The 21,088-nt window shown below is 30.3% G+C and carries 18 protein-coding genes; 7 read left to right on the forward strand and 11 right to left on the reverse strand.

The features are described from left to right. Nucleotides 1-99 precede the first annotated feature (99 nt). The 7 genes from P161_RS0116260 to nadC all read right to left on the reverse strand — a co-directional run bounded on the left by P161_RS0116260 (nt 100) and on the right by nadC (nt 10,384). A complete protein-coding gene (locus P161_RS0116260) occupies nt 100-4,839 on the reverse strand; it encodes a glycosyl hydrolase (protein ID WP_026777953.1) in 4,740 nt (1,579 codons plus the stop codon). A gap of 268 nt (nt 4,840-5,107) precedes the next feature. Then, nucleotides 5,108-5,773 (reverse strand): GTP cyclohydrolase I FolE, encoded by a 666-nt coding sequence (gene folE / locus P161_RS0116265; RefSeq protein WP_231494754.1) that lies wholly within the window; start codon nt 5,771-5,773, stop codon nt 5,108-5,110. 138 nt (nt 5,774-5,911) lie between these two features. Further along, nucleotides 5,912-7,276: a histidine--tRNA ligase gene (gene hisS, locus P161_RS0116270; protein ID WP_026777955.1), complete on the reverse strand. Its 1,365-nt coding sequence runs from the start codon at nt 7,274-7,276 to the stop codon at nt 5,912-5,914. A 117-nt stretch (nt 7,277-7,393) separates the two neighbouring features. Continuing rightward, nucleotides 7,394-8,332, reverse strand: a complete 939-nt coding sequence (locus tag P161_RS0116275; RefSeq protein ID WP_026777956.1) for a YihY/virulence factor BrkB family protein — start codon at nt 8,330-8,332, stop codon at nt 7,394-7,396. Between the two features lie 65 nt (nt 8,333-8,397). Beyond that, the gene (locus tag P161_RS0116280; protein ID WP_026777957.1) at nt 8,398-8,868 is read right to left on the reverse strand and encodes a hypothetical protein; all 471 of its coding nucleotides are present in this window, start codon (nt 8,866-8,868) and stop codon (nt 8,398-8,400) included. Beyond that, nucleotides 8,865-9,434, reverse strand: a complete 570-nt coding sequence (locus tag P161_RS0116285; protein WP_026777958.1) for a pentapeptide repeat-containing protein — start codon at nt 9,432-9,434, stop codon at nt 8,865-8,867. The genes P161_RS0116280 and P161_RS0116285 overlap by 4 nt, the downstream gene beginning before the upstream one ends. A 92-nt stretch (nt 9,435-9,526) precedes the next feature. Then, a complete protein-coding gene (gene nadC / locus P161_RS0116290; protein ID WP_026777959.1) occupies nt 9,527-10,384 on the reverse strand; it encodes a carboxylating nicotinate-nucleotide diphosphorylase in 858 nt (285 codons plus the stop codon). Between the two features lie 289 nt (nt 10,385-10,673). On the opposite strand from nadC, the gene rlmH reads away from it, so the two are divergent. Beyond that, complete coding sequence (rlmH, locus tag P161_RS0116295) at nt 10,674-11,147, forward strand: 23S rRNA (pseudouridine(1915)-N(3))-methyltransferase RlmH (RefSeq protein ID WP_026777960.1); 474 nt, start codon at nt 10,674-10,676, stop codon at nt 11,145-11,147. Between the two features lie 70 nt (nt 11,148-11,217). Here the strand turns inward: rlmH and P161_RS19830 are convergent, their stop codons facing one another. Then, nucleotides 11,218-12,066 carry a helix-turn-helix transcriptional regulator gene (locus P161_RS19830; protein WP_051605784.1) on the reverse strand — a complete coding sequence of 283 codons (849 nt, stop codon included), beginning with the start codon at nt 12,064-12,066 and terminating at the stop codon, nt 11,218-11,220. Between the two features lie 201 nt (nt 12,067-12,267). On the opposite strand from P161_RS19830, the gene P161_RS0116305 reads away from it, so the two are divergent. From P161_RS0116305 to P161_RS0116320, 4 genes are all read left to right on the forward strand, one after another. After that, nucleotides 12,268-12,846: a non-canonical purine NTP diphosphatase gene (locus P161_RS0116305; RefSeq protein WP_026777961.1), complete on the forward strand. Its 579-nt coding sequence runs from the start codon at nt 12,268-12,270 to the stop codon at nt 12,844-12,846. Nucleotides 12,847-12,897: 51 nt separating this feature from the next. After that, nucleotides 12,898-13,926, forward strand: a complete 1,029-nt coding sequence (locus tag P161_RS0116310; RefSeq protein ID WP_026777962.1) for an iron ABC transporter permease — start codon at nt 12,898-12,900, stop codon at nt 13,924-13,926. Nucleotides 13,927-13,993: 67 nt separating this feature from the next. Further along, on the forward strand, nt 13,994-14,791 hold the full coding sequence (locus P161_RS0116315; RefSeq protein WP_036841605.1) for an ABC transporter ATP-binding protein: 798 nt from the start codon (nt 13,994-13,996) through the stop codon (nt 14,789-14,791). A gap of 67 nt (nt 14,792-14,858) precedes the next feature. Beyond that, nucleotides 14,859-15,914 carry a M28 family metallopeptidase gene (locus tag P161_RS0116320; protein WP_026777964.1) on the forward strand — a complete coding sequence of 352 codons (1,056 nt, stop codon included), beginning with the start codon at nt 14,859-14,861 and terminating at the stop codon, nt 15,912-15,914. 130 nt (nt 15,915-16,044) lie between these two features. Here P161_RS0116320 and P161_RS0116325 read toward each other — a convergent pair whose 3' ends face one another. Genes P161_RS0116325 through P161_RS0116335 form a run of 3 tightly spaced genes read right to left on the reverse strand, consistent with a single transcriptional unit; the run spans nt 16,045 to nt 18,598 of the window. Beyond that, nucleotides 16,045-16,374 carry a hypothetical protein gene (locus P161_RS0116325; RefSeq protein WP_026777965.1) on the reverse strand — a complete coding sequence of 110 codons (330 nt, stop codon included), beginning with the start codon at nt 16,372-16,374 and terminating at the stop codon, nt 16,045-16,047. Nucleotide 16,375: 1 nt separating this feature from the next. Further along, nucleotides 16,376-17,221, reverse strand: a complete 846-nt coding sequence (locus P161_RS0116330; protein ID WP_036841607.1) for a sulfurtransferase — start codon at nt 17,219-17,221, stop codon at nt 16,376-16,378. A 48-nt stretch (nt 17,222-17,269) separates the two neighbouring features. Further along, on the reverse strand, nt 17,270-18,598 hold the full coding sequence (locus P161_RS0116335; protein ID WP_026777967.1) for a dicarboxylate/amino acid:cation symporter: 1,329 nt from the start codon (nt 18,596-18,598) through the stop codon (nt 17,270-17,272). Nucleotides 18,599-18,721: 123 nt separating this feature from the next. Between P161_RS0116335 and P161_RS0116340 the strand changes: the two genes are divergently transcribed. Next, on the forward strand, nt 18,722-19,363 hold the full coding sequence (locus P161_RS0116340; protein ID WP_026777968.1) for a DUF937 domain-containing protein: 642 nt from the start codon (nt 18,722-18,724) through the stop codon (nt 19,361-19,363). Nucleotides 19,364-19,548: 185 nt separating this feature from the next. Further along, entirely contained in the window at nt 19,549-21,087 is a 1,539-nt protein-coding gene (locus P161_RS0116345) for an IS1182 family transposase (protein WP_026775472.1), read from the forward strand. The last annotated feature ends 1 nt before the right edge of the window (nt 21,088 follow it).

A 21,088-nucleotide genomic window follows, 5' to 3' on the forward strand; every position in this document is an offset into this window, starting at 1 on the left:
ATGATATATTGATATATTAAAAATAAAAAATCACTCAAACTAAAAAAATCCGTTTAGAGAGTTTATAAACGGATTTTGAAATGTATAAATACTTAAAAACTATTCTTTTATAAATTTAGTGGTATAACTTCCTTTATCAGAAATAAACTTTATTAAATACAAACCACTTGTTAAATCTTCCACATTAACTTTGTCTAAGTTAGATGTAAACTGTTTCATCTTTTTACCAATTACAGAATATACTTCTACTTTGGTTAAGTTGATTTCGAGGTCGATATTTAAAATATTTTTAGCAGGATTTGGATAAACTCTGATAGAATTTGCAAAATTAGCATCATCAATAGATAAAGTACACGTTTCTCCAACTTTATAAGATAAAAATTTAGTTACAGCTAAGCCACCTGCAAAAGCAAATTTACAGGCATAATTTATGGTTTCACCAGTAGTAAAACCTGTAATAGTTTTTGTGAATTTTTTACCTCCAGCATTACTCATTTGTTCTTCTGCAAAAGGAGATTGTTTTTGTAAGTAAGCAATTACACCTGTTTTATCTGAGTCTAATAATTCAAAATTAAAAGTTACGTTATTTCCATTTGTGATAAATTCATAAGTATAACCCACAGAAAAAGCACCTTCTCTTGCATCATTAGCAGTTCCTGAACATTCAGAATTTGTATTTGCTAAAGTTGTAGCTTCTAAAATAATTGGATTGTTTGTTGCTGAATTACCCGTTAAATCTTTTGCTACAATACTAAAACTATATGCAGTTTCAGCGTTTAAATTGCTAATTATAAAAGGTTTTTCAATTCCTGAATCTCCATTTACAGATATTGTTGTAGCCTCATAACTAATATCATAAGCTATTTTACCAGAATCATCTGTTGCATTTAGTAAAACTTCTACTGTAGACGATGTTATATTGCCAATGGTTGCTGTAAAATTTTCTGGGGAAGTGGTATCTGAACTACTTCCTGAACAAGAACTGCCAACAACATAATCAAAATACTTTGTGGCTGATAAACCTCCTGCAAATGCAAATTTAGCTGCATAACTTATAGTTTCACCAACTGAAAATCCACTTATTGTTTTAGAGAATTTTAAACCAGCACCTTGTTGCAATTGTGTTTCTGAAAAAGGCGTTTTTTGCCACAAATAAGCAACAACACCAACTTTATCTGAATCTAATAATTCAAACGTAATTTCTACAGATGTTCCTTTGGTTTCGAAAGTAACTTCATAGCCTTGAGAAAAACTACCTTGTTGCGCTTCTGCAGAAATTTCGTTACATTTTTTTTCTTCGGAAACTGTAATATTTACCAATTCTGATGTCGTTTTTGCTCCTAAATTATCAGTTGCAATTGCAGTTATTTGATGAGATCCAATATTGGCATTGTTCCAAACAAAATTGAAAGGAGCAGTAGTATCATCTCCTAGCTTTGTGGTTCCATTAAAAAACTCTACAAGTACCACATTTCCATCTAAATCGTTAGTTGTAGCCGATATTGTAATTAGATCTCCTTCTTTAAATGATTCGTTATTTGTAGGCGAAATTATTGAAATTGTTGGATTGATATTTCCACTACTTGAAACTAGCACCAAAACTTCATCTGAATCTTGATAAACCCCATCACTAACAGTTAATTTGCATTTATAAACACCATCTACTAAATTTGAAATCGATGGTGATGCAATTTTTTCGTCATCAAAAGAGATGATTGTTGGTCCATAAACCTGCTCCCATTCATAAGTAATTGTTTCACCTTCTGGATCATTACTCTCAGAACCATCTAAAGTTGCAAATGTATTTGGTGAAATTACAGAAACATTTTCGCCAGCATCTGCAATTGGTGGTACAAAAGACAGAGGACTGTTATAAGAAAATGTCATTTTTCCGATATTAAATTCTCCACTTTCGATGAATAATCTTAATACATTTTCTCCTTTTGTTAATTCAATGCCTGAAACAGTTTTAGTTTGCCAAACATCCCAATCAGAAGAATATTGCACATAAATATCTGGACTCACTTTTTTGCCTTCCACTTCAAAATAAAAAGGACCTCCTCCACTTTCGTTTCCAGAAGCATATCTAAAACTTACATCATAATTCCCAGCAGTTTGTACATTAACAGAATATTCTAACCATTCACCTGCAGCATTCCAACCCACTGTTGCTCCTTCTCCATTTACAGAAATAGCATCAATATTTTCATCGGTTCTAAAATCGCCATTATTACCTACAGATGTATCTACATAGCTAATATTTTGACCTTTTCCTCCTTCAAATTTATCATAAAAACCAGCTTCAATTTCTCCAGGAATGTTATGAGGTGTTCCTAAATAAGGAACTTGTTCACCTACAATAACTTCAACAATATTTGTTACGTTAAATTGATTGTTTACAAATACTTTTGCGTAAAAACCATGAATTCCCAACGTTAAATTTGCTGATTTCAATTGATAAGGAGCTGTTAAATCTTCTCCAATCAAAGTTTCACCGTCAAAAAACGCAACTTTACTAACATTATTTCCAGTAATAGTTGCTGTTAAATTTACACTTCCATTTGGAAAAGCTTGTGTAAAATCTGAATTTAAAACACCACTCACATCAACATCTCTACTCGTTTTCATTTGATTTGCTGGCACTGTTAATTGATATCCATCAGAAAAAGAAACCACGATTTCAGCATCAGAATAATTATGAGCAACATACGTGGTTTCTCCATTTTGTTTAAAAACTCCTGCAATTGGGTAATTAGCCGTAATTGTAGCATCAATAACCCCTAAAGCATTTACAGAATGTAACCAATGATAGGTTTGTGCATCAGAAATACCAAACTTTAAATTTCTTTCTGGATAGGCATTGTAAAGATTTACAGCTTCTTGAGGATTGCTCATTGATAAATATTTCCAATAAGTATCATGCCATAAATTGTCATTATCTTCTTTACTTAAAACTCCTGTATTTTGTGTAATTTCTGTCCATAATTTTTTAGCATATTCTTGATTATGTCCTAAATAAAAAGAGCCTCCATGAATTGGATACATTTCAATTCCATAAGAAGCTGCAATATCTGAAGTCCAAAAAGTACCATTATCGTAAGAATTTCCCCAAACTCTAGAGACCAAACTATATTGTTGATTACTTCTAAAATTACGTTCATACACATCAAACCAATATTCTTCAACTGCAGTTTGCTCTGTAGTATAAATATAGATTCCTAAATCTCTAATCGCATTGTTTTCGGTAATTGTTCCCCAGTGAATTAAAGAAGAGGCAAATTGCATACTTTCTGAGGTGGATTCTTGATCATTTCCTTGCGGAAACGTTGCAAATCCATTTGCCCAACTATGGCCAGCATAAGGACTAAAATTTCTTAAAAATGGAAATTTAGGATCATTTCTATCAGCAGAAGCTGCATCACTAATTAAGGTATTAATCATTGGTGCCCATTGAGAAGCCCAACCAGGTTGAAACTGCTCCATAAAAGCTGCTGCATGAATAAAATATCCCCAATGAAAATGATGATCATTAATATTGGTATCCTGTCCATGACCTGAAGGATAGCCCAACATTGCAGACCAAGTATCGTTATAATAAAACAAAAATGCTTTTTCTCCAGATTCGTATGTTAGCCAATCTTCTAAACGTTCTTTAACAGTGGCAATCATTTTATTTCTTGCAGTAATGTTTCCTGTTTGATCTGCAATTCTTGCTGTTTGTATTAAACGATTCATAACCTGCCCTTCATTATAAGAATCTGTCCAAGTTGCTAAACCATCATTTTCTATTTGAGAAATTTTTGCTTCTAAATCTGCAGGACTAAAGCCATCGCTATAATTTGCTAAATAGGGAATTGTTGGTAAAATTCCTTTAAAAGTATTTTCTACTGTAAAACTATTTCCAGCTAACATTTTTAACTCACCTCTTACTGAACCATATGTATAAGCACTTGGCATAGGAGAATTAGAACTTGAATTATACCATTGATGAGGCAATAAACCCAGCATCATTTTTGAATTTGTACCTTCTTTTATTTCTGTATCTACTAAAAAAGTAGTGGTTACTTTTGAGTTGTTTTCATTATAAACCCAAGAAGTTGTGGTATTTGTTGGAAAAACATAAGCATATTCTTGTAACTCGTTTGCTACTAAACTTACATTGCCTGTATTTTGTGGCAACATTGCCATGGACCAATAAGTTTTTCCATTTAAGGATGATGAATATGTGTTTCCTGATTGATTCCAAATACTTCCAACTGGTGCATAAAAAACAAAATCTTGTCCACTTGCAGCATTTTCTATAATTAAAATTTCATTATTGATGGATGTTGAGCCTGAATTCACTTTAATTTCCACAACATCGTCTGCATCTTTTGTATAATATAAAAATGGCATTCCAATTCCTGAAGTAACATTTAATTCATTATCTGCATCTTTCCAATTCATGGTAACTGTCCAATCTGAATAATCTGAAACTGTAGTTTTATCTGTATTTAATCCTTGTAAACTAACTTGAATTGGAGCAGAATCGCCAATAACTCCCCAAGGAATGTACGTAACTATTAAACCTGTATTAGTGGTTTTCATAGTCATTGGATAATTAAATAAATTATCTGCATGGTTTTCTTTTACCAACTTAGACCACCAATCGTTAGTGGGTACTGGTTTGCCTATGACATTTCCTGATAATTGTGGAGAACCTGATGGAAAACCATTTCTACCAGCAACATCTGTGCCTGGAAATGATTTTGTATAACTTCCATTGCCAACTTGTATCGTTTGTGAAAAAATTGAAAGACCAATACATAAAAAGATTGAGGAAATTAATTGTTTTATCATTTGAATGCGTTTTAGGTAAAACTAAAATTTTTCCTAAAGATTAAAGAAAATTCCAACCATACAAAAACCATACAAGCAATTATTTTGATAAAATATTAAAGAATTCTAAAAAATCTCGACTTTTATTCTGAAAATGGATTGAATATACTTTTGATAAAAAAAATAATTAGAACTTATTACATTTAAATATCAAGCAAAAAAAAAACCATTTAGAAATTTTTCTAAACGGTTTTAGTACTATAAAAAGTTAAAATAAACTCAGATACACTTAAAAACTTGTATCCATTTTTATATAATTCAAAAACTCTCTTTTGGTATCTCTTTCTTTAAATTTACCACCAAATTCTGCAGTTACAGTAGAGCTTTCTATATCTTTTATTCCTCTAGAATTTACGCACAAATGTTTTGCATCAATAACACAAGCAACATCTTCTACACCTAAAGCTTCTTGCAATGCTTGTACAACTTGCATTGTTAAACGCTCTTGCACTTGTGGTCTTTTTGCGTAATACTCTACAATTCTATTCATTTTTGATAAGCCAATTACCTTCCCATCAGAAATATAAGCCACATGTGCTCTACCAATAATTGGTAACAAATGATGCTCGCAAGTAGAATACACAACAATATTTTTTTCTACCAACATTTCTCCATAACTATAATTATTATCAAAAGTTGATGGAACTGGTTTGTTTTTAGGATTTAACCCCATAAAAAGCTCATTTACAAAAGCTTTTGCAACTCTTTTTGGGGTTCCTTGTATACTGTCATCCTCTAAATCCATTCCTAAAGTTGTTAAAATATCTTTAACACTTTCTTGGATTCTGTTTATTTTTTCTTCGTCAGAAATATCAAAAGCATCAGCTCTTAATGGAGTTTTCGCAGAAGTTCCTACGTGATTTTCTCCTAATTCCTCTATTCTTTCGTCATTCATTTTGCTGTCTAATTCAAACATTTCAAACTAATATATTAAAGTGCAAATTTACGTCTTTAGAACGTATTAAAAATAGTTTTATATCAATTAAACTTATAATAGAATAAATCTTGATAAGTAAAATCTAAACCTTTAAAACTACTTTAATTTCTTTATCAATTCTTGTAAGGAACAATTTGATTGCTCTCCAGAAATCATATTTTTTAAAGTGAATTCCTGATTATTCATTTCATTAGAACCAGCAATCACCACAAATTCGATTTCTCGATTATTTGCATACGTCATTTGCTTTTTCATTTTTGCATTATCAGGATACAATTCCGATTTTATGTTGTTGGCTCTTAATTGCGTAATTGCTTTCATACAATACAAGCCTTCTGCATCTCCAAAATTGACGAATAATACCTTTGGTTTTGGCAAAGCCACTGTTTTAAACAAGCCTAATTCTTCTAAAACCAAATAAATTCTGTCTAAACCAAAAGAGATTCCAACTCCAGAAACATCTTTCATTCCGAAAATTCCTGTTAAATCATCATATCTTCCTCCTCCACCAATGGAACCCATTTTTACACCTTTTGGTGCAGATACTTCAAAAATTGCGCCTGTGTAATAATTTAGACCTCTTGCTAAAGTTACATCAATCTCTAAATTTGCAGATTGCAAACCTAATGCTGCCACTGAATTTATTACAAATCGTAATTCTTCAACACCTTTTTTACCTTCTTCCGAAGTTTGTAACATGTTTTCTAAAGATGCTAATTTGTCTACATTAGAACCTGTAAAAGAAAATAATGGTTGTACTTTTTTGATAGCTTCTTCAGTAATTCCTTTAGAAATCATTTCTGCTTCCACCTTTTCTTGACCAATTTTATCTAACTTATCTAAAGCTACAGTAAAATCGATTAACTTATCTTGTGCACCAATAACTTCTGCAATTCCAGAAAGTATTTTTCTATTATTTATTTTGATGGTTGTGCCAGTTAACCCTAAACTTGTAAAAACGGTATCATATAATTGAATAAACTCAACTTCTTGCCAAAGAGATTGACTTCCAACGACATCTGCATCACATTGAAAAAACTCTCTAAAACGTCCTTTTTGTGGACGATCTGCTCTCCAAACTGGCTGAATTTGATAGCGTTTAAAAGGAAACGTGATTTCATTTTGATGTTGCACTACATATCTTGCAAAAGGAACAGTTAAATCGTAACGAAGTGCTTTTTCGGAGATTTGTGGCGTTAATTTTAAACTATCTTTTTCTTCAATTAAATTGTTATCAGCTTTAGATAAATAATCTCCAGAATTTAAAATCTTAAAAATTAAACGATCTCCTTCTTCTCCATATTTCCCCATTAACGTGTCTGAATTTTCAAAACTTGGAGTTTCAATAGGTTGAAATCCATAAGTTTCAAAAGCAGTTTTAATCGTGTTCATTATATAACTACGATTGGCAACTTCTGTTGGCGAAAAATCTCTTGTTCCTTTTGGAATGCTTGGCTTCATTAAATAGGTTTTAGGTTTTCGTTTTTCGTTTTTAGTCATTTTACTGAAAACTCAAAACTTAAAATTGAACACTTACAATTAAAAATTGCGGGTGCAAATATCGTTAAAAAGATATACTTATTTAGGAGTTTCAAAAGTTTTATTTTGTCTTCTTAAGGCATAAATTGTCGCATTTAATTCGAAACCCAACAGTAGAATAATTGCGTTTAACCAAATAAATAACATCAAAATTAAAAGCGTACCAATAGAACCATATAACTCATTATATTTTGCAAATTCATTTACATAATACCCAAATAAATTAAAGGTTAAAAGTAGTAAAACTGTAGTAAAAACAGAACCTGGAGAGAAAAAACGAGAGTGTTTGCCTTCTTTAACTCCATAATGATATAACATGGAAACTGTTACAAAAATCATAGTAAGAAAGATAAACCCACGCACAATTTGAATCCAAATTAGGTTATCATCTAACCAACCTAAGGTTACTGAATTTTTTAAAATAAGTTCGAAAAAAATGATAATTGCCACTGTTATTAATAGAAAAACAACAATAATTACAGAAACATACATGGCTATAAAATAGGCTCTAAAAACGTTTCTAATTTCTTTAACGTGATAGGAATATTCAAAACCACCAAAAATAGCATTTACACCATTGGTCATTAAAAAAATAGAACCTATAAAACCAAAAGAAAGCAACCCTCCATATTGATTTTTAATAATATCTACCAAAACAGAATCTACAGCATCAAAGGTTTTTGGCGGTAAAACATCGCTAATAATTGATAGCAAACCTTCTTGTGCTCCAGGAATTGGTAAAAATGGAATTAACGTCAACACAAAAAGTAAAAACGGAAAAATCGCCATAAAAAAACTATACGCAATTCCTCCTGCTCTTGTTGTTAAAGCACCTTCTACAATGCCAATAAAATACATTTCTAAAAGATCATATAAAGACATACCTTCTAACCCCGGAATTTTTATTTTCTTCCCGAATTTTACCAAAACATTTACAATTGGTATGTTCTCTAATTTTTCTTCAATTTCTTTACTCATAAAGCTTTTTTGTCCTTTGGACATTTCCTATTTGGTCTTTTTAAAAACAGCTTTTTAGGAAATTTTTATTCAGTATTATTCAAACTTACAAATAAATCTTTAAAAGTAAATTCTTTTACATTAAATGAAATTGTTGAATCTTTTAAAAAAAGACAATCAGATTCGAATCCTAAAGTTGCAAAAAGTCCATAATCTTCATTAAAAACAAATGTTTTATTTCCGTTTTTAGCTTTTTTATTTTGATACATCTTAAAATCAATATTCTTTGTTTTATAGCTGTTTTTAATCTTTTTAAACGTATCTAAATCAGCAATAATGATCTCTTCTTTTGGGTAATATTTTAAAATGAAATCTTTAAGAGAATCATTTTTTTGAGCATAAGCAAAATGAATGTTTGTAGCTGTTTTTTTAATTTCTAATTTTAAATGTTGCGCTTTTTCCACGCCTAAAACATGACCATAAATAGGGATATTATTTTCTTTACAAGAAGTAAGAAAGACAATTGCAATGCATAAAAAGAAAATGTTATTTTTCATTCAATAATAATTTTATAATTTGATAAAAGTCCTGCAATAGTATGTTTGCTAAATTTTGCGCCTTTTAAGTAGTTATTTGCTGGATTGATCTCAAAATTAGTGGCAGTTCTAAAATCTGATTTTTCTAAATTCGTTTGTTCAAAAATAGCACCTTTTAGATTTGAATTGTCAAAATCAGCATTCGTTAAAATGGTTTCTGTAAAATCTACTTCCTCTAAATTACAACTACTAAAAACTGTTTTTGGTATTTTTAATTGATAAAAAGAAGAAAAACTTAATTGACATTCTTTGAACGAGAATTGCAACAAAAAAGCATCACATTCATTAAACTTTACGCCTATCATTTTACAGTTGATAAAATTTACATCCTTAAAAGCTGTATTGGTTACAATAGCGTTGCTAAAATTACAATCGATAAACTCACATTCAACAAACTGAATATTTGAAGCATGCACATTCTCAAAATTGCAATTCGAAAATGTACAATTGTCATATTCTCCTTTTTTGATTTTCGTTTTAGTGAAATCAATTTTAGAATATTCTTCGTTGTCAAAATAATTATCCATGCTTTTTAATTCAATATTTAAAGTTAAAAATTCAAAATTGTGTTATCGACTAAGAATCCAACTTTGAACTTTAAACCTTAAACTCGGAATTTTTAGAGCGCTTTTAAACTCAAATCTAAATTATAAACAGAATGCGTTAAAGCACCAGATGAAATAAAATCCACACCACATTCTGCATATTTTCTGATGGTTTTTTCATTGATGCCTCCTGAAGACTCTGTGAAACATTGGTCGCCAATTAAAGCAACTGCTTTTTTGGTGTCTTCATAATTAAAGTTATCAATTAAAATTCTGTAAACACCTTCGTTCGCTAAAATTTCTTTGATTTCTTCTAAACTTCTAGCTTCTACAATAATCTTAATATCCAGCTTTTTTTCGGCTAAATATTTTTTGGTTTTGGTAATTGCAGCTGTAATTCCGCCAGCAAAATCTATATGATTATCTTTAATCATTACCATATCATACAAGGCAAATCTGTGGTTTTCTCCACCTCCTATTTTTACGGCCCATTTTTCTAGAGCTCTAATGCCAGGTGTTGTTTTTCTGGTGTCTAAAACTTTGGTTTTTGTTCCTTTTAATAAATCAGCAAAAAAAGCAGTTTTGGTAGCAATTGCACTCATTCTTTGCATCGCATTTAAAACCAAACGTTCTGCCATTAAAATAGATTGCGACTTGCCAGAAACATGAAAAACAACATCTCCATATTTTACTTTTTCGCCATCATTGATAAAAGTTTCTACTTGTAGATCCTTATCAACATAACAAAAAACTTGTTTTGCAAATGCAACACCAGCAATAATGCCTTCGTCTTTTACCAATAATTTGGCTTTTCCTTCGGCATCATCAGGAATACAAGAAAGTGAAGTATGATCTCCATCTCCAATATCTTCTCTAATGGCGTTTTTTATAATGATGTCTAACTCGTCTTGAAATTTTGCTTCTGATATCATAAATTCTATATTCTGCTGTAAAAATAACAATGATTTTCTTTTTTATGTTACTTCTGATGGTTTAATGTTTTAAAACTGATAAATTTGTGATTAGAAATGATATTAATTGAACGAATTCAATACAAACTTCTCGATATATTTTCGCAAAAAAGCGAAATCACTCGAAGAAACAGTATGTTTTTACTCTTACCTAATAAAGTGCTCACAAAATGTCACATCGAGTGAAATTCTTTTTTCAAGAATTTTGTATCGAGATGCTTTTTGAATACATAATTTGTAATTTTGACAAATGAAAATAAAATTACTCGCAATCGGAAAAACCGATAATAAAAACTTAATCAAATTGATTGATGAATATCAAAATCGATTAAAACATTACATCAAGTTTGAGTTGGAAATTATTCCTGATATTAAAAATGTTAAAAATTTAAGTGAAGTTCAGCAAAAGGAAAAAGAAGGCGAATTAATTTTATCGAAATTGCAAAATACAGATCAATTGGTTTTGTTAGATGATAAAGGAAAACATTTTACTTCGATTGAATTTTCTAAATATTTACAGAAAAAAATGAATGCTGGTTTAAAACAATTGGTTTTGGTAATTGGTGGTCCTTATGGTTTTTCTGAAGCTGTTTATCAAAAATCAACAGGGAAAATTTCGCTTTCTAAAATGACATTTTCGCATCAAATGATTCGTTTATTTGTTGTGGAACAATTGTATAGAGGTTTTACGATTTTAAAGAATGAACCTTATCATCATGAATAAAGGCCTCTCCTAACCTCTCCAAAAGAGAGGAACTCTCGTCTTTGTGAAAATTTACAATCTAAAAAATATTTTAAGAGTAAATTTTATTACTACTATCACTAAAGTTTTGAGCATTTTTAAAAGTAGTATGTAAAAAAACAATTTCAAGAACTAAAATTGGAACTACAAAAAATAACGCTATTGGAGATAAAATAACACTGATTAACAAAGCTCCGTTAATAATTTTTGCAATACCCGTAATTTGAGCCAAAGAGCCCAAGTTTTCTTTTAATTTTAAAATACCCAAGCCCATAATTAGCTCACCAATACCAAAAATAATCATTAAAAATACGCCCATTATAATTTCAAAAGCATTTATAAAGCCAATTCCATCTGTAAAAAAATTAAAAATAGTCATAATTATTGCAATTATTATGTAAATTAAAATAGCCTTTGATAAAAGAGCATTTTCAAACTTTTTTGCAATTATTTTATATCCATTTATAAAAGGGAATAAGGTTATAAAAAAGATGATTGCAAAAGGAATTCTAAAAGCTAGAATCCAAATATCATCTACGTTTTTAGCCGCGAAATATATTTCCATAAAAATACCTATTGAAGTTATTATGGCATAAAATATTCCAAAAACCCAACTGTTATTTATTGTTTTTAGTTCGTCTTTCGTCCAATCAATTTCTATTTGCTCTGTTGATGAATTTGTTTGAATATTATTCAAATCTTCTCCTAAAACCTCTAAAATAATTTTAATGGTATAACTTCTTGGATTCACTTCACCTGCTTCAATTCTTTGAATTGTTCTTACATTAATATTACATTGTGCAACCAATTCTTCTTGAGTTAACCCTTTTTGTTTTCGCAGTTCAGTAATTCGTTTTCCTAAATCTGGCTGTTTCATAATAAATGTGTTTTTATTTTTCATACAATGTTAGTTCAGTGAATTAAGTTTACAAATTATTTAAGCGTTTTTTAACCCGACATTTACACGACAAATCAATGGCACTAATACTTTTGGCGTTTTATTTTTTTTCAATGTACATCGTTAAATTTGTTTTATTTGCAGATTTATACATAAATATTCATTTTTAAAATGACTACATTTGTCCAAAATCAATACTTTTTAATGAAATTAGTCTTTGCCACCAATAATTTAAACAAATTGAAAGAAGTACAAGAAATGTTATCAAATTCAATAGAAATATTGAGTTTAAAAGACATTAATTGTTTTGATGATGTTGATGAAACTGAAACTACTTTAGAAGGAAATTCAAAACTAAAAGCAAACCATATCACTAAAAAATTTGGTTATAATTGTTTTGCTGACGATTCTGGTTTGGAAGTTGAAAGTTTGGATGGTAAACCTGGTGTATATTCTGCACGTTTTGCTGGTGAACCTGCAAATGCTGAAAATAACATGCAAAAATTATTATCAGCATTAAAAAATAAAGAAAACAGAAAAGCACAATTTAGAACGGCTGTTTGTTTAAATATTGATGACAAACAGTATGTTTTTGAAGGTATTTGCAAAGGTGAAATTTTACACGAAAAACAAGGAGAAAAAGGTTTTGGTTACGACCCTATTTTTAAACCTGAGGGTTATAATATCTCTTTTGCAGAAATGTCATCAGAAGAAAAAAATAAAATTTCTCACAGAGGAATTGCCATTCAAAAATTGGTTACTTTTTTAAAGAATTATAATTAAATTTTCAGACCTCACAGGTTTTCAAATCCTTTGAGGTTTTGTTGAATAGTAATGAAGCAAACAAACTACACAAAACATTTTATAATCTTATCAGTTTTGCTGGTTGTTTTATTTTTTGTGAATATAAGTTTGGGCTCTGTTTCTATTCCTTTTGATGAAATTTTCACCAGTTTAATTGGTGGAACTCCAACCAAACTAAGTTGGGAAACTATTATCTTAAATTTCAGATTACCCAAGGCAATTACTGCTATTTTAGTAGGTTCTGGTTTATCAATTTGTGGTTTGTTGATGCAAACCTTATTTCGAAATCCTTTGGCAGGTCCTTTTGTATTGGGAATTTCTTCTGGTGCAAGTTTAGGAGTTGCTATTTTAATTTTAGGAAGTTCCGTTTTTGGCGGATTTTTATTATCAGCATCAATTTCTACTATTTCTTTGCCAATTGCAGCAAGTTTAGGCGCTTTTTTAGTGTTGTCAGCAGTTATTATTGCTGCAAATAAAGTTAGGAATACCATGTCAATCTTAATTATTGGTTTAATGTTTGGGAGTTTAACTTCAGCTATTATTAGTGTTTTAGCTTACTTTAGTGAGGCAGCACAAATTCAGCAATATTTATTTTGGAGTTTTGGCAGTTTAGGGAATTTATCTTGGAATGAAATTACAGTTTTTGCCATTATTTTTGTCATCGGAATTCTAGGAACTTTATCGGTTATAAAACCTCTTAACAGTTTTTTATTAGGCGAAAATTATGCAAAAAGCTTAGGCATCAACATTAAAAAAAACAGAACAATTATTTTATTAATTACAAGTTTACTAACAGGTGTAATTACGGCTTTTTCTGGTCCAATTGCTTTTGTTGGTTTGGCTGTGCCTCATATTGCTCGACTGTTTTTTACAACTTCAAATCATAAAATATTAATTCCTGCTGTAGCTATTTTAGGTGGAATTATTTTACTAATTTGTGATGCTATAGCACAATTACCAACAAGCGAATTTACATTACCAATTAATGCAATAACATCGTTATTTGGTGCGCCTGTTGTGATTTGGTTATTAGTTAGAAAGAAGAAAATATACATATAAAGCCCATCCCTACCTTCCCAAAGGGAAGGAGTTAGCAAGTTTATGAAAATTAACAATTTTAAAATTCGTGAAATTCGTGTCTGAAAATATTGTCCTAAAAACTGAAAACATAACTATTGGTTATCAATTTAAAAAAGTACAAAATATTGTAGCTTCAAAGATTGATATTGCTATTGAAAAAGGAAAACTTGTTACTGTTTTAGGTAAAAACGGAATCGGAAAATCGACTTTTTTGAGAACCATTGCTAAAGTGCAAGAACCTTTACAGGGCGAAATTTTCATCAACCAAAAAAATATAAAAAAATTTACCAATAAAGATCTTTCTACAGTTTTAAGTTTGGTGTTAACTGAACGCTTGCCAGAAAGTCAGATGACCGTTTTTGAATTGGTGGCTTTAGGAAGACAACCTTACACAAATTGGATTGATTCGCTTTCTGAAACTGATTTAGTAAAAATAAATTGGGCAATTGAGCAAACTGAAATCAATCACTTAAAAGGTAAATTCTTTTATGAATTGAGTGATGGACAATTGCAACGCGTTTTAATTGCAAGAGCTTTGGCACAAGATACAGACATTATTATATTAGATGAACCCACTGCTCATTTAGATTTGCATCACACTATAAAAATATTTTCTTTATTAAAAAAATTGGTTTCTGAAACTTCTAAAACTATTATTTTATCAACTCACGAAGTAAACTTAGCGATTCAGTTTGCAAATGAGATTATTTTATTTGCTGATGACAAAATATTTACAGGAAACCCAACAGAATTGATAACAAAAAATGCTTTTGACAACTTATTTCCTAAAGAAATTGTTGTTTTTAACAGAAATTTGCAACAATTTATAATAAACAAAAAGTAATTTTGAAGATACTGTAACTTTTTGTTACTTTTGGATACTAATAAATTAAATAACTAATTTTTAATCGATGAAAAAAATACTTTATATGGCTAGTGCAGTCGCTTTTATGGCTTGCAGTTCTAGTAAAGATGCGACTAACAACGAGGACGCAAATGTAGATCAGGCTGCAAAATATGCAGCTACAATTACAGCTAAAGATTTAGGTGCTCACTTATTTACATATGCTTCAGATGAGTTTGAAGGTAGAGAAACTGGAGAACCTGGACAGAAAAAAGCCGTAGAATATTTAAAGAATTTTTATGTAAGTAACGAAATTGTATCGCCTTTAGGTGGTGATGATTACTTTCAAGAAGTGCCTGCAGAATGGATTAATAAAAATACACGTAGAGGAAAATATAACGATTCAGAAAATGTAGTAGCATTTATTAAAGGATCTGAAAAGCCAGACGAAATTATTGTTATTTCTGCGCATTTAGATCACGAAGGTATTAAAGGTGAAGAAATTTACAATGGTGCTGATGATGATGGTTCTGGAACAGTTGCTATGTTAGAAATTGCAGAAGCATTTCAAATGGCTGTAAAAGCAGGAAAAGGGCCAAAGAGATCTATCTTATTTTTACACGTAACTGGTGAAGAAAAAGGTTTGTTAGGTTCTAAATATTATACTGATGAAGATCCTATTTTTCCTTTGGCAAATACAGTTTGTGATTTAAATATTGACATGATTGGTAGAACTGATGACAGACATAAAGCAAATCCGAACTATGTTTATTTAATTGGTTCTGATAAATTAAGTACAGAATTGCATACTTTATCTGAAGAAATAAATGCTAAATACACAAACATAAATTTAGATTATAAATATAATGATGAGAATGATCCAAATCGTTTTTACTACAGATCTGATCATTATAATTTCGCTAAAAACAATGTGCCAATTATTTTTTACTTTAATGGTACACACGTAGATTACCATAAACCAACTGATACACCTGACAAAATTAATTATGAATTGTTAGAAAACAGAACACGTTTGGTTTTCCATACTGCTTGGGAAGTTGCCAACAGAGAAAACAGAATTATAGCTGATAAAGCTGAAGTTAAAAAAGAAACAGGAAAGTAATTTCTTATTTTTATTGATATGAAAAAGCCAAGTAATTTAAATTACTTGGCTTTTTTTATTTTCCTAAATGTAGCTTTATGTTAAATTTTGATGAAATATCAATTTGAGTTTCTAGCATAAATTAGGACTATTAATCAATAATTTTTCTTAAAATATTAAAAACTTTTTTTTCAATAGCATCAACAGTACCATCTGCAAAAAATACGTTTTTTATATCTCGAATTAAATTCTCTTTTTCTTGTTGATTTAATTTGTTTTCGGAAATATAATGCTGAATTTTATTCAAATTTTCTTCATCAGAATCTACAATAACTTCTGTATGGATTTTATGAAAGGTTACTTTATCAACTCTTGATAAGATATAATCTTCCTCTTCTTTTGATTCAAAAAAGTTACAATGTGCAGCATATAAAAGCACATATGCTTCAAATTCTTGTTGGGTCCAATCTAGTTTTTCCATGTTATTTTTCTATTGGTAAATTTTCTGTGGATGCCCATTCTGTCCAAGAACCATCATAAACAGTATGATTTTTAAAACCAGCCATTTCAGCTCCCAAAGCTAAAACAGCTGCAGTAATTCCTGAGCCACAAGAAAATATAAACTCTTTATTTGTAGGATTCTTTTCTTTAAAGATTTTATTTAATTCTTCTGCAGATTTTAATTTGCCATCAACAATAATATCAGAAATAGGAAAACTAATGGAATTTGGAATATGACCTCCTTTTAGCCCTTTTCTTGGTTCTGGTTCAGTTGCATAAAATCGTCCTTTTGAACGAGCATCTGCAATAAGCATCTTATTATTTTCTATTGCTGATAAAACATCCCTTGTAAATTTCACCTTTTGAGGTTGATAATTAACCTTAAAATTTCCTTTTTTGGGTTGATGAAAATTTGGTTGTTCAGTTGGATATTCTTTCCTTTTCCATTCAGGAAAACCTCCATTTAAAACTGCAATATTTGTAAAACCCATCAATTGAAAAAGCCACCAAACTCTTGGTGAAGAATAAATGCCTAAATCATCATAAACAACAATACAACTAGTATTGTTGATGCCTAATTTTTGTGCTTTCACTTCAAATTCTTCTGGTGATAATACAGTATTTGGATATGGTGCATGTACATCAGAAAAAACACTTTGAATATCAAAAAATCTGGCATTTTTAATTTGATTTTTTTCTTCAAGTACTTCTTCAGTTTTTAAGGTTACTTTTGGAATTGTCGCATCTAAAATTATGAGATGTTCGTTTTCTAAATTAGATAACAACCAATCTACAGAAATTAAAGACGTGTTTAATTTTAAAGACATAATTCAACTTTATTTACAACAATAAAAACTGCAAACTGCAACTGAAAACTATTTTACATCATCATAATCATCATCCCAATTTTTAGGCTTTGGGTTATCGTGTAATTTACCAACAGATTTTGCTACTAAACTAGCCACAGTTGCATCACCAGTAACATTAATTACGGTTCTACACATGTCTAAAGGTCTATCCACAGCAAAAATTAATGCCAAACCAATGGCTAATTTATCTGCAGGAAAATTAACAGATTCTAAAACAATTACCAACATTACCATTCCTGCTCCAGGAACTGCTGCAGAACCAATTGACGCTAACAATGCTGTTAAAATAATGGTTAATTGCCCTGTAAACGTTAAATCGAAACCAAGTGCTTGTGCAATAAAAACGGCTGCAACTGCTTGGTATAAAGAAGTTCCATCCATATTAATTGTTGCTCCAACAGGCAGTACAAAACTAGAAACTTCTTTATCAACTCCTATGTGCTCTTCAACACGCTCCATAGTTACAGGTAAAGTTGCTGCACTTGAACTTGTAGAAAATGCCAATAATTGTGCAGGACTTAATTGCTTTAAAAACCAAAATGGGTTCTTTTTTGTAAAAATACTTACCAAAAGCATATAAAAAGAAACCATTAATAACAAACCACCCACTACTGTAAGTGCATATTTTAAAAGTGCAATTAATAAATCTGGATCATTAGACGAAACCACCACGTTTGCCAATAATGCAAAAACTGCATAAGGAGCAGAAAGCATAATTAAATCGACCATTTTAAGAACAACTTCATTTAAAGAATCAAAGAAATCTTTTAGTGGTTTTGCTCTTTTTTCTCCAACTAATAACATCGAAATTCCAAGAAAAATAGTAAAGAAAATTACTTGTAACATAGATGTATTATCGCCCAAAGCTTTTATGGCATTGTCTGGAACCATGTCTTCTAAAAACTGCAAAGGTCCTGTATCTCTTTGTTTAGAAGCTTCCGATAATTTAGATTGTACATCTCCACTATTTGCATACGTTTCTGTTAGTTTTGTAATTGTTTCTTCGGATATTCCATTTCCTGGTTTTACAACATTTACCAACAACAAACCAATTGTAATAGCAATTACAGTAGTACCAATATAAATTGCTATGGTTCTTAAACCAATATTTTTAAATTTAGAAATGTCTTTTAAGTCTGATATTCCTTTTACTAAAGATGCAATAATTAAAGGAACTGCAATTAATTTTAAGAGTTTTACAAAAATTGTTCCGAACGGATTTATCCAATTTAAAATAAATTTTGCTCCTCCATCAATAGCTGTCATCCCCAATCCAAAAAGGATTCCAACAACCATTCCTATTAAAATTTGCCAATGTAATTCTAATTTTTTCATACTAAATTATAAAAGATTTAAAAAAAATGAAAGATAGAAAAATATTTAAACTTATAAGTGACTTAATTCTTATATTGTGTCATATTATCAACAATAAAACATATTAATTATTAAAAATACAAAATGGCAGGAATTTTAGATTTATTAAATAGCGATTTAGGAAAACAAATAGTATCTGGTGTAGCAGGTTCTACTGGTACAGATTCAAGTAAAACAAGTAGCGTTTTAACAATGGCTTTACCAGTTTTAATGAAAGCGATGGAAAGAAATGCAGCAACTCCAGAAGGTGCAAAAAGTTTACAGAATGCTTTAGAAAATAAACATGATGGAAGTATTTTAAACAATCTTGGAGGTTTATTTGGTGGTGGAGTTGATGATGCTGTAAAGCAAGATGGAGCAGGAATTTTAAGCCATATTTTAGGCGCTAAACAACAAGGAGTTGAACAAGTTATTGGACAAAAAGCTGGCTTGGATGCTAGTTCTGTAGCCAATATTTTAAAAATTGCTGCACCTTTAGTAATGGGTATGTTAGGGAAACAAAAGAAAGAACAAAATGTAAGCTCTGCTGGAGATTTAACAGGACTTTTAGGTGGTTTATTAGGTGGTAACTCTCCAGCTAACGATCAAAGTTTTCTTGAAAAAATTTTAGATGCTGATGGTGATGGAAGTGTTATTGATGATGTTGCTGGAATGTTTTTAGGTGGTGATAAAAAATCTTCTAAAAGTGGACTTGGAGGAATGCTTGGTGGAATGTTTGGAAAATAGATTGAAGTTGGAAGGATGAAGTTTGAAGTCAAAAGCTAGAAGTTAGAAGCTAGAAGCTAGAAGCTAGAGGTTTAAAATATGAAGTGTGAAGTTGGAAAACTGATATTTTATAAATAACAAAAGAGGCTGTCTGAAAAGGCAGTCTTTTTTTTTGCAAATTTTTAAAGAATTTCGTATTTTTAAGAATGAGCAGAAAAGTTGTTTTTAAGACTTACACTCAAGATCAGTTGAGTCTTTTACCTCCCAGTTATGATGATTTAGTTCCAAAGAATCATCCAGTTCGTATTGTTAATACGATTATAGACCATGTAGATATTAGTAAATTAGAAGAGAGTTATAAAGGTGGAGGCACCTCAAGCTATCACCCAAGAATGTTGCTAAAAATATTAATTTATGCTTATTTACGTAATTTATATTCTTCAAGAAAAATAGAACAAGCTTTATCAGAGAACATCCATTTTATGTGGTTAAGTGGACAAAACAAACCTGATCATAACACAATTAATGATTTTAGAGGTAAAAGACTTCAAGAACATTTCAAGCCCATATTCCATCAAGTAGTTTTACTGCTTGTTGAGCAAGGAGTTATCAGTTTAAAAGATATTTTTGTAGATGGTACTAAAATAGAAGCCAATGCAAATCGCTATACTTTTGTTTGGGGTAAATCTATTAAAACCAGTAAAACTCGCATTGAAAAACAGTTGAAAGAGCTTTGGTCTTATGTAGAGAAGGTTTACAAAGAGGAACAACATATACCCAATACACCAGATTTTGAGCAGATAAATGCGGAGCAAGTTGAAGCTACAATTGATAAAATAAATGAAGTTTTACAAGGCAAAGTAATTGATAAAAAAGTAAAGCAGAAGCTGAATTATGCCAAGAAAAACTGGCCAGCTAATTTAGCGAAATATGAAAAACAAGAAGCTATTTTACAGGGTAGAAATAGTTATAGTAAAACTGATAATGACGCTACTTTTATGCGAATGAAAGATGATCATATGCAAAATGGACAACTCAAACCTGCCTATAATATACAAGCCTCTACCAACAATCAATACCTTACCAATTACACTTTAGCACAAACCACAGCAGACACCACTACTTTAAAAGAACACCTTAACAATCATATCGAAAATTATGACCAAACTCCAGAGACGCTCACAGCAGATGCAGGCTATGGAAGTGAAGAAAATTATACAGATTTAGAAGATAAAGAAATTACCGCTTTTGTAAAATACAATTACTTCCATAAAGAGCAATTAGATAAAAAAAGAGGAAAAACAAATCCTTTCCATCCTAATGAATTACATTATAATAGAGAGAAAGATCTTTATTACTGTCCTATAGGACAAGAAATGAAACTTATAGATACTTATAAAAGAAATACTAAGAACGGATTTATCCAAGAAATACACAGATACCAAGCACAAAACTGTAAAGGTTGCCCTTTAAGAACACTATGTCATAAATCAAAAACAAATCGAGTTATAGAAAGGAATTATAATTTAATACGATTAAAATCAAAAGCTAAAATATTACTCAACTCTGAACAAGGCATTGCAAAGCGAAAACAACGCTGTTGGGATGTAGAAGCTGTTTTTGGAAATATCAAACAAAACATGAACTTTAAACGATTTATGCTAAGAGGAACACGTAAAGTAAATGTTGAAATAGGGCTAATTGCAATGGCACATAACTTAAAAAAGTACAGTTTAACTATTTAGA

This window comes from Polaribacter sp. Hel_I_88, from assembly GCF_000687935.1.
GTDB lineage: Bacteria > Bacteroidota > Bacteroidia > Flavobacteriales > Flavobacteriaceae > Polaribacter.

Coding starts and splice junctions, on each gene's coding strand:
- P161_RS19830 (WP_051605784.1), bottom strand. CDS start 12,066: ATGAAAAATAAAAACACATTTATTATGAAACAGCCAGATTTAGGAAAA.
- P161_RS0116340 (WP_026777968.1), top strand. CDS start 18,722: ATGGCAGGAATTTTAGATTTATTAAATAGCGATTTAGGAAAACAAATA.
- P161_RS0116275 (WP_026777956.1), bottom strand. CDS start 8,332: ATGAGTAAAGAAATTGAAGAAAAATTAGAGAACATACCAATTGTAAAT.
- P161_RS0116325 (WP_026777965.1), bottom strand. CDS start 16,374: ATGGAAAAACTAGATTGGACCCAACAAGAATTTGAAGCATATGTGCTT.
- P161_RS0116330 (WP_036841607.1), bottom strand. CDS start 17,221: ATGTCTTTAAAATTAAACACGTCTTTAATTTCTGTAGATTGGTTGTTA.
- P161_RS0116335 (WP_026777967.1), bottom strand. CDS start 18,598: ATGAAAAAATTAGAATTACATTGGCAAATTTTAATAGGAATGGTTGTT.
- P161_RS0116320 (WP_026777964.1), top strand. CDS start 14,859: ATGAAAAAAATACTTTATATGGCTAGTGCAGTCGCTTTTATGGCTTGC.
- rlmH (WP_026777960.1), top strand. CDS start 10,674: ATGAAAATAAAATTACTCGCAATCGGAAAAACCGATAATAAAAACTTA.
- P161_RS0116260 (WP_026777953.1), bottom strand. CDS start 4,839: ATGATAAAACAATTAATTTCCTCAATCTTTTTATGTATTGGTCTTTCA.
- P161_RS0116310 (WP_026777962.1), top strand. CDS start 12,898: ATGAAGCAAACAAACTACACAAAACATTTTATAATCTTATCAGTTTTG.
- P161_RS0116285 (WP_026777958.1), bottom strand. CDS start 9,434: ATGGATAATTATTTTGACAACGAAGAATATTCTAAAATTGATTTCACT.
- P161_RS0116345 (WP_026775472.1), top strand. CDS start 19,549: ATGAGCAGAAAAGTTGTTTTTAAGACTTACACTCAAGATCAGTTGAGT.
- P161_RS0116305 (WP_026777961.1), top strand. CDS start 12,268: ATGAAATTAGTCTTTGCCACCAATAATTTAAACAAATTGAAAGAAGTA.
- folE (WP_231494754.1), bottom strand. CDS start 5,773: ATGAATGACGAAAGAATAGAGGAATTAGGAGAAAATCACGTAGGAACT.
- hisS (WP_026777955.1), bottom strand. CDS start 7,276: ATGAAGCCAAGCATTCCAAAAGGAACAAGAGATTTTTCGCCAACAGAA.
- nadC (WP_026777959.1), bottom strand. CDS start 10,384: ATGATATCAGAAGCAAAATTTCAAGACGAGTTAGACATCATTATAAAA.
- P161_RS0116280 (WP_026777957.1), bottom strand. CDS start 8,868: ATGAAAAATAACATTTTCTTTTTATGCATTGCAATTGTCTTTCTTACT.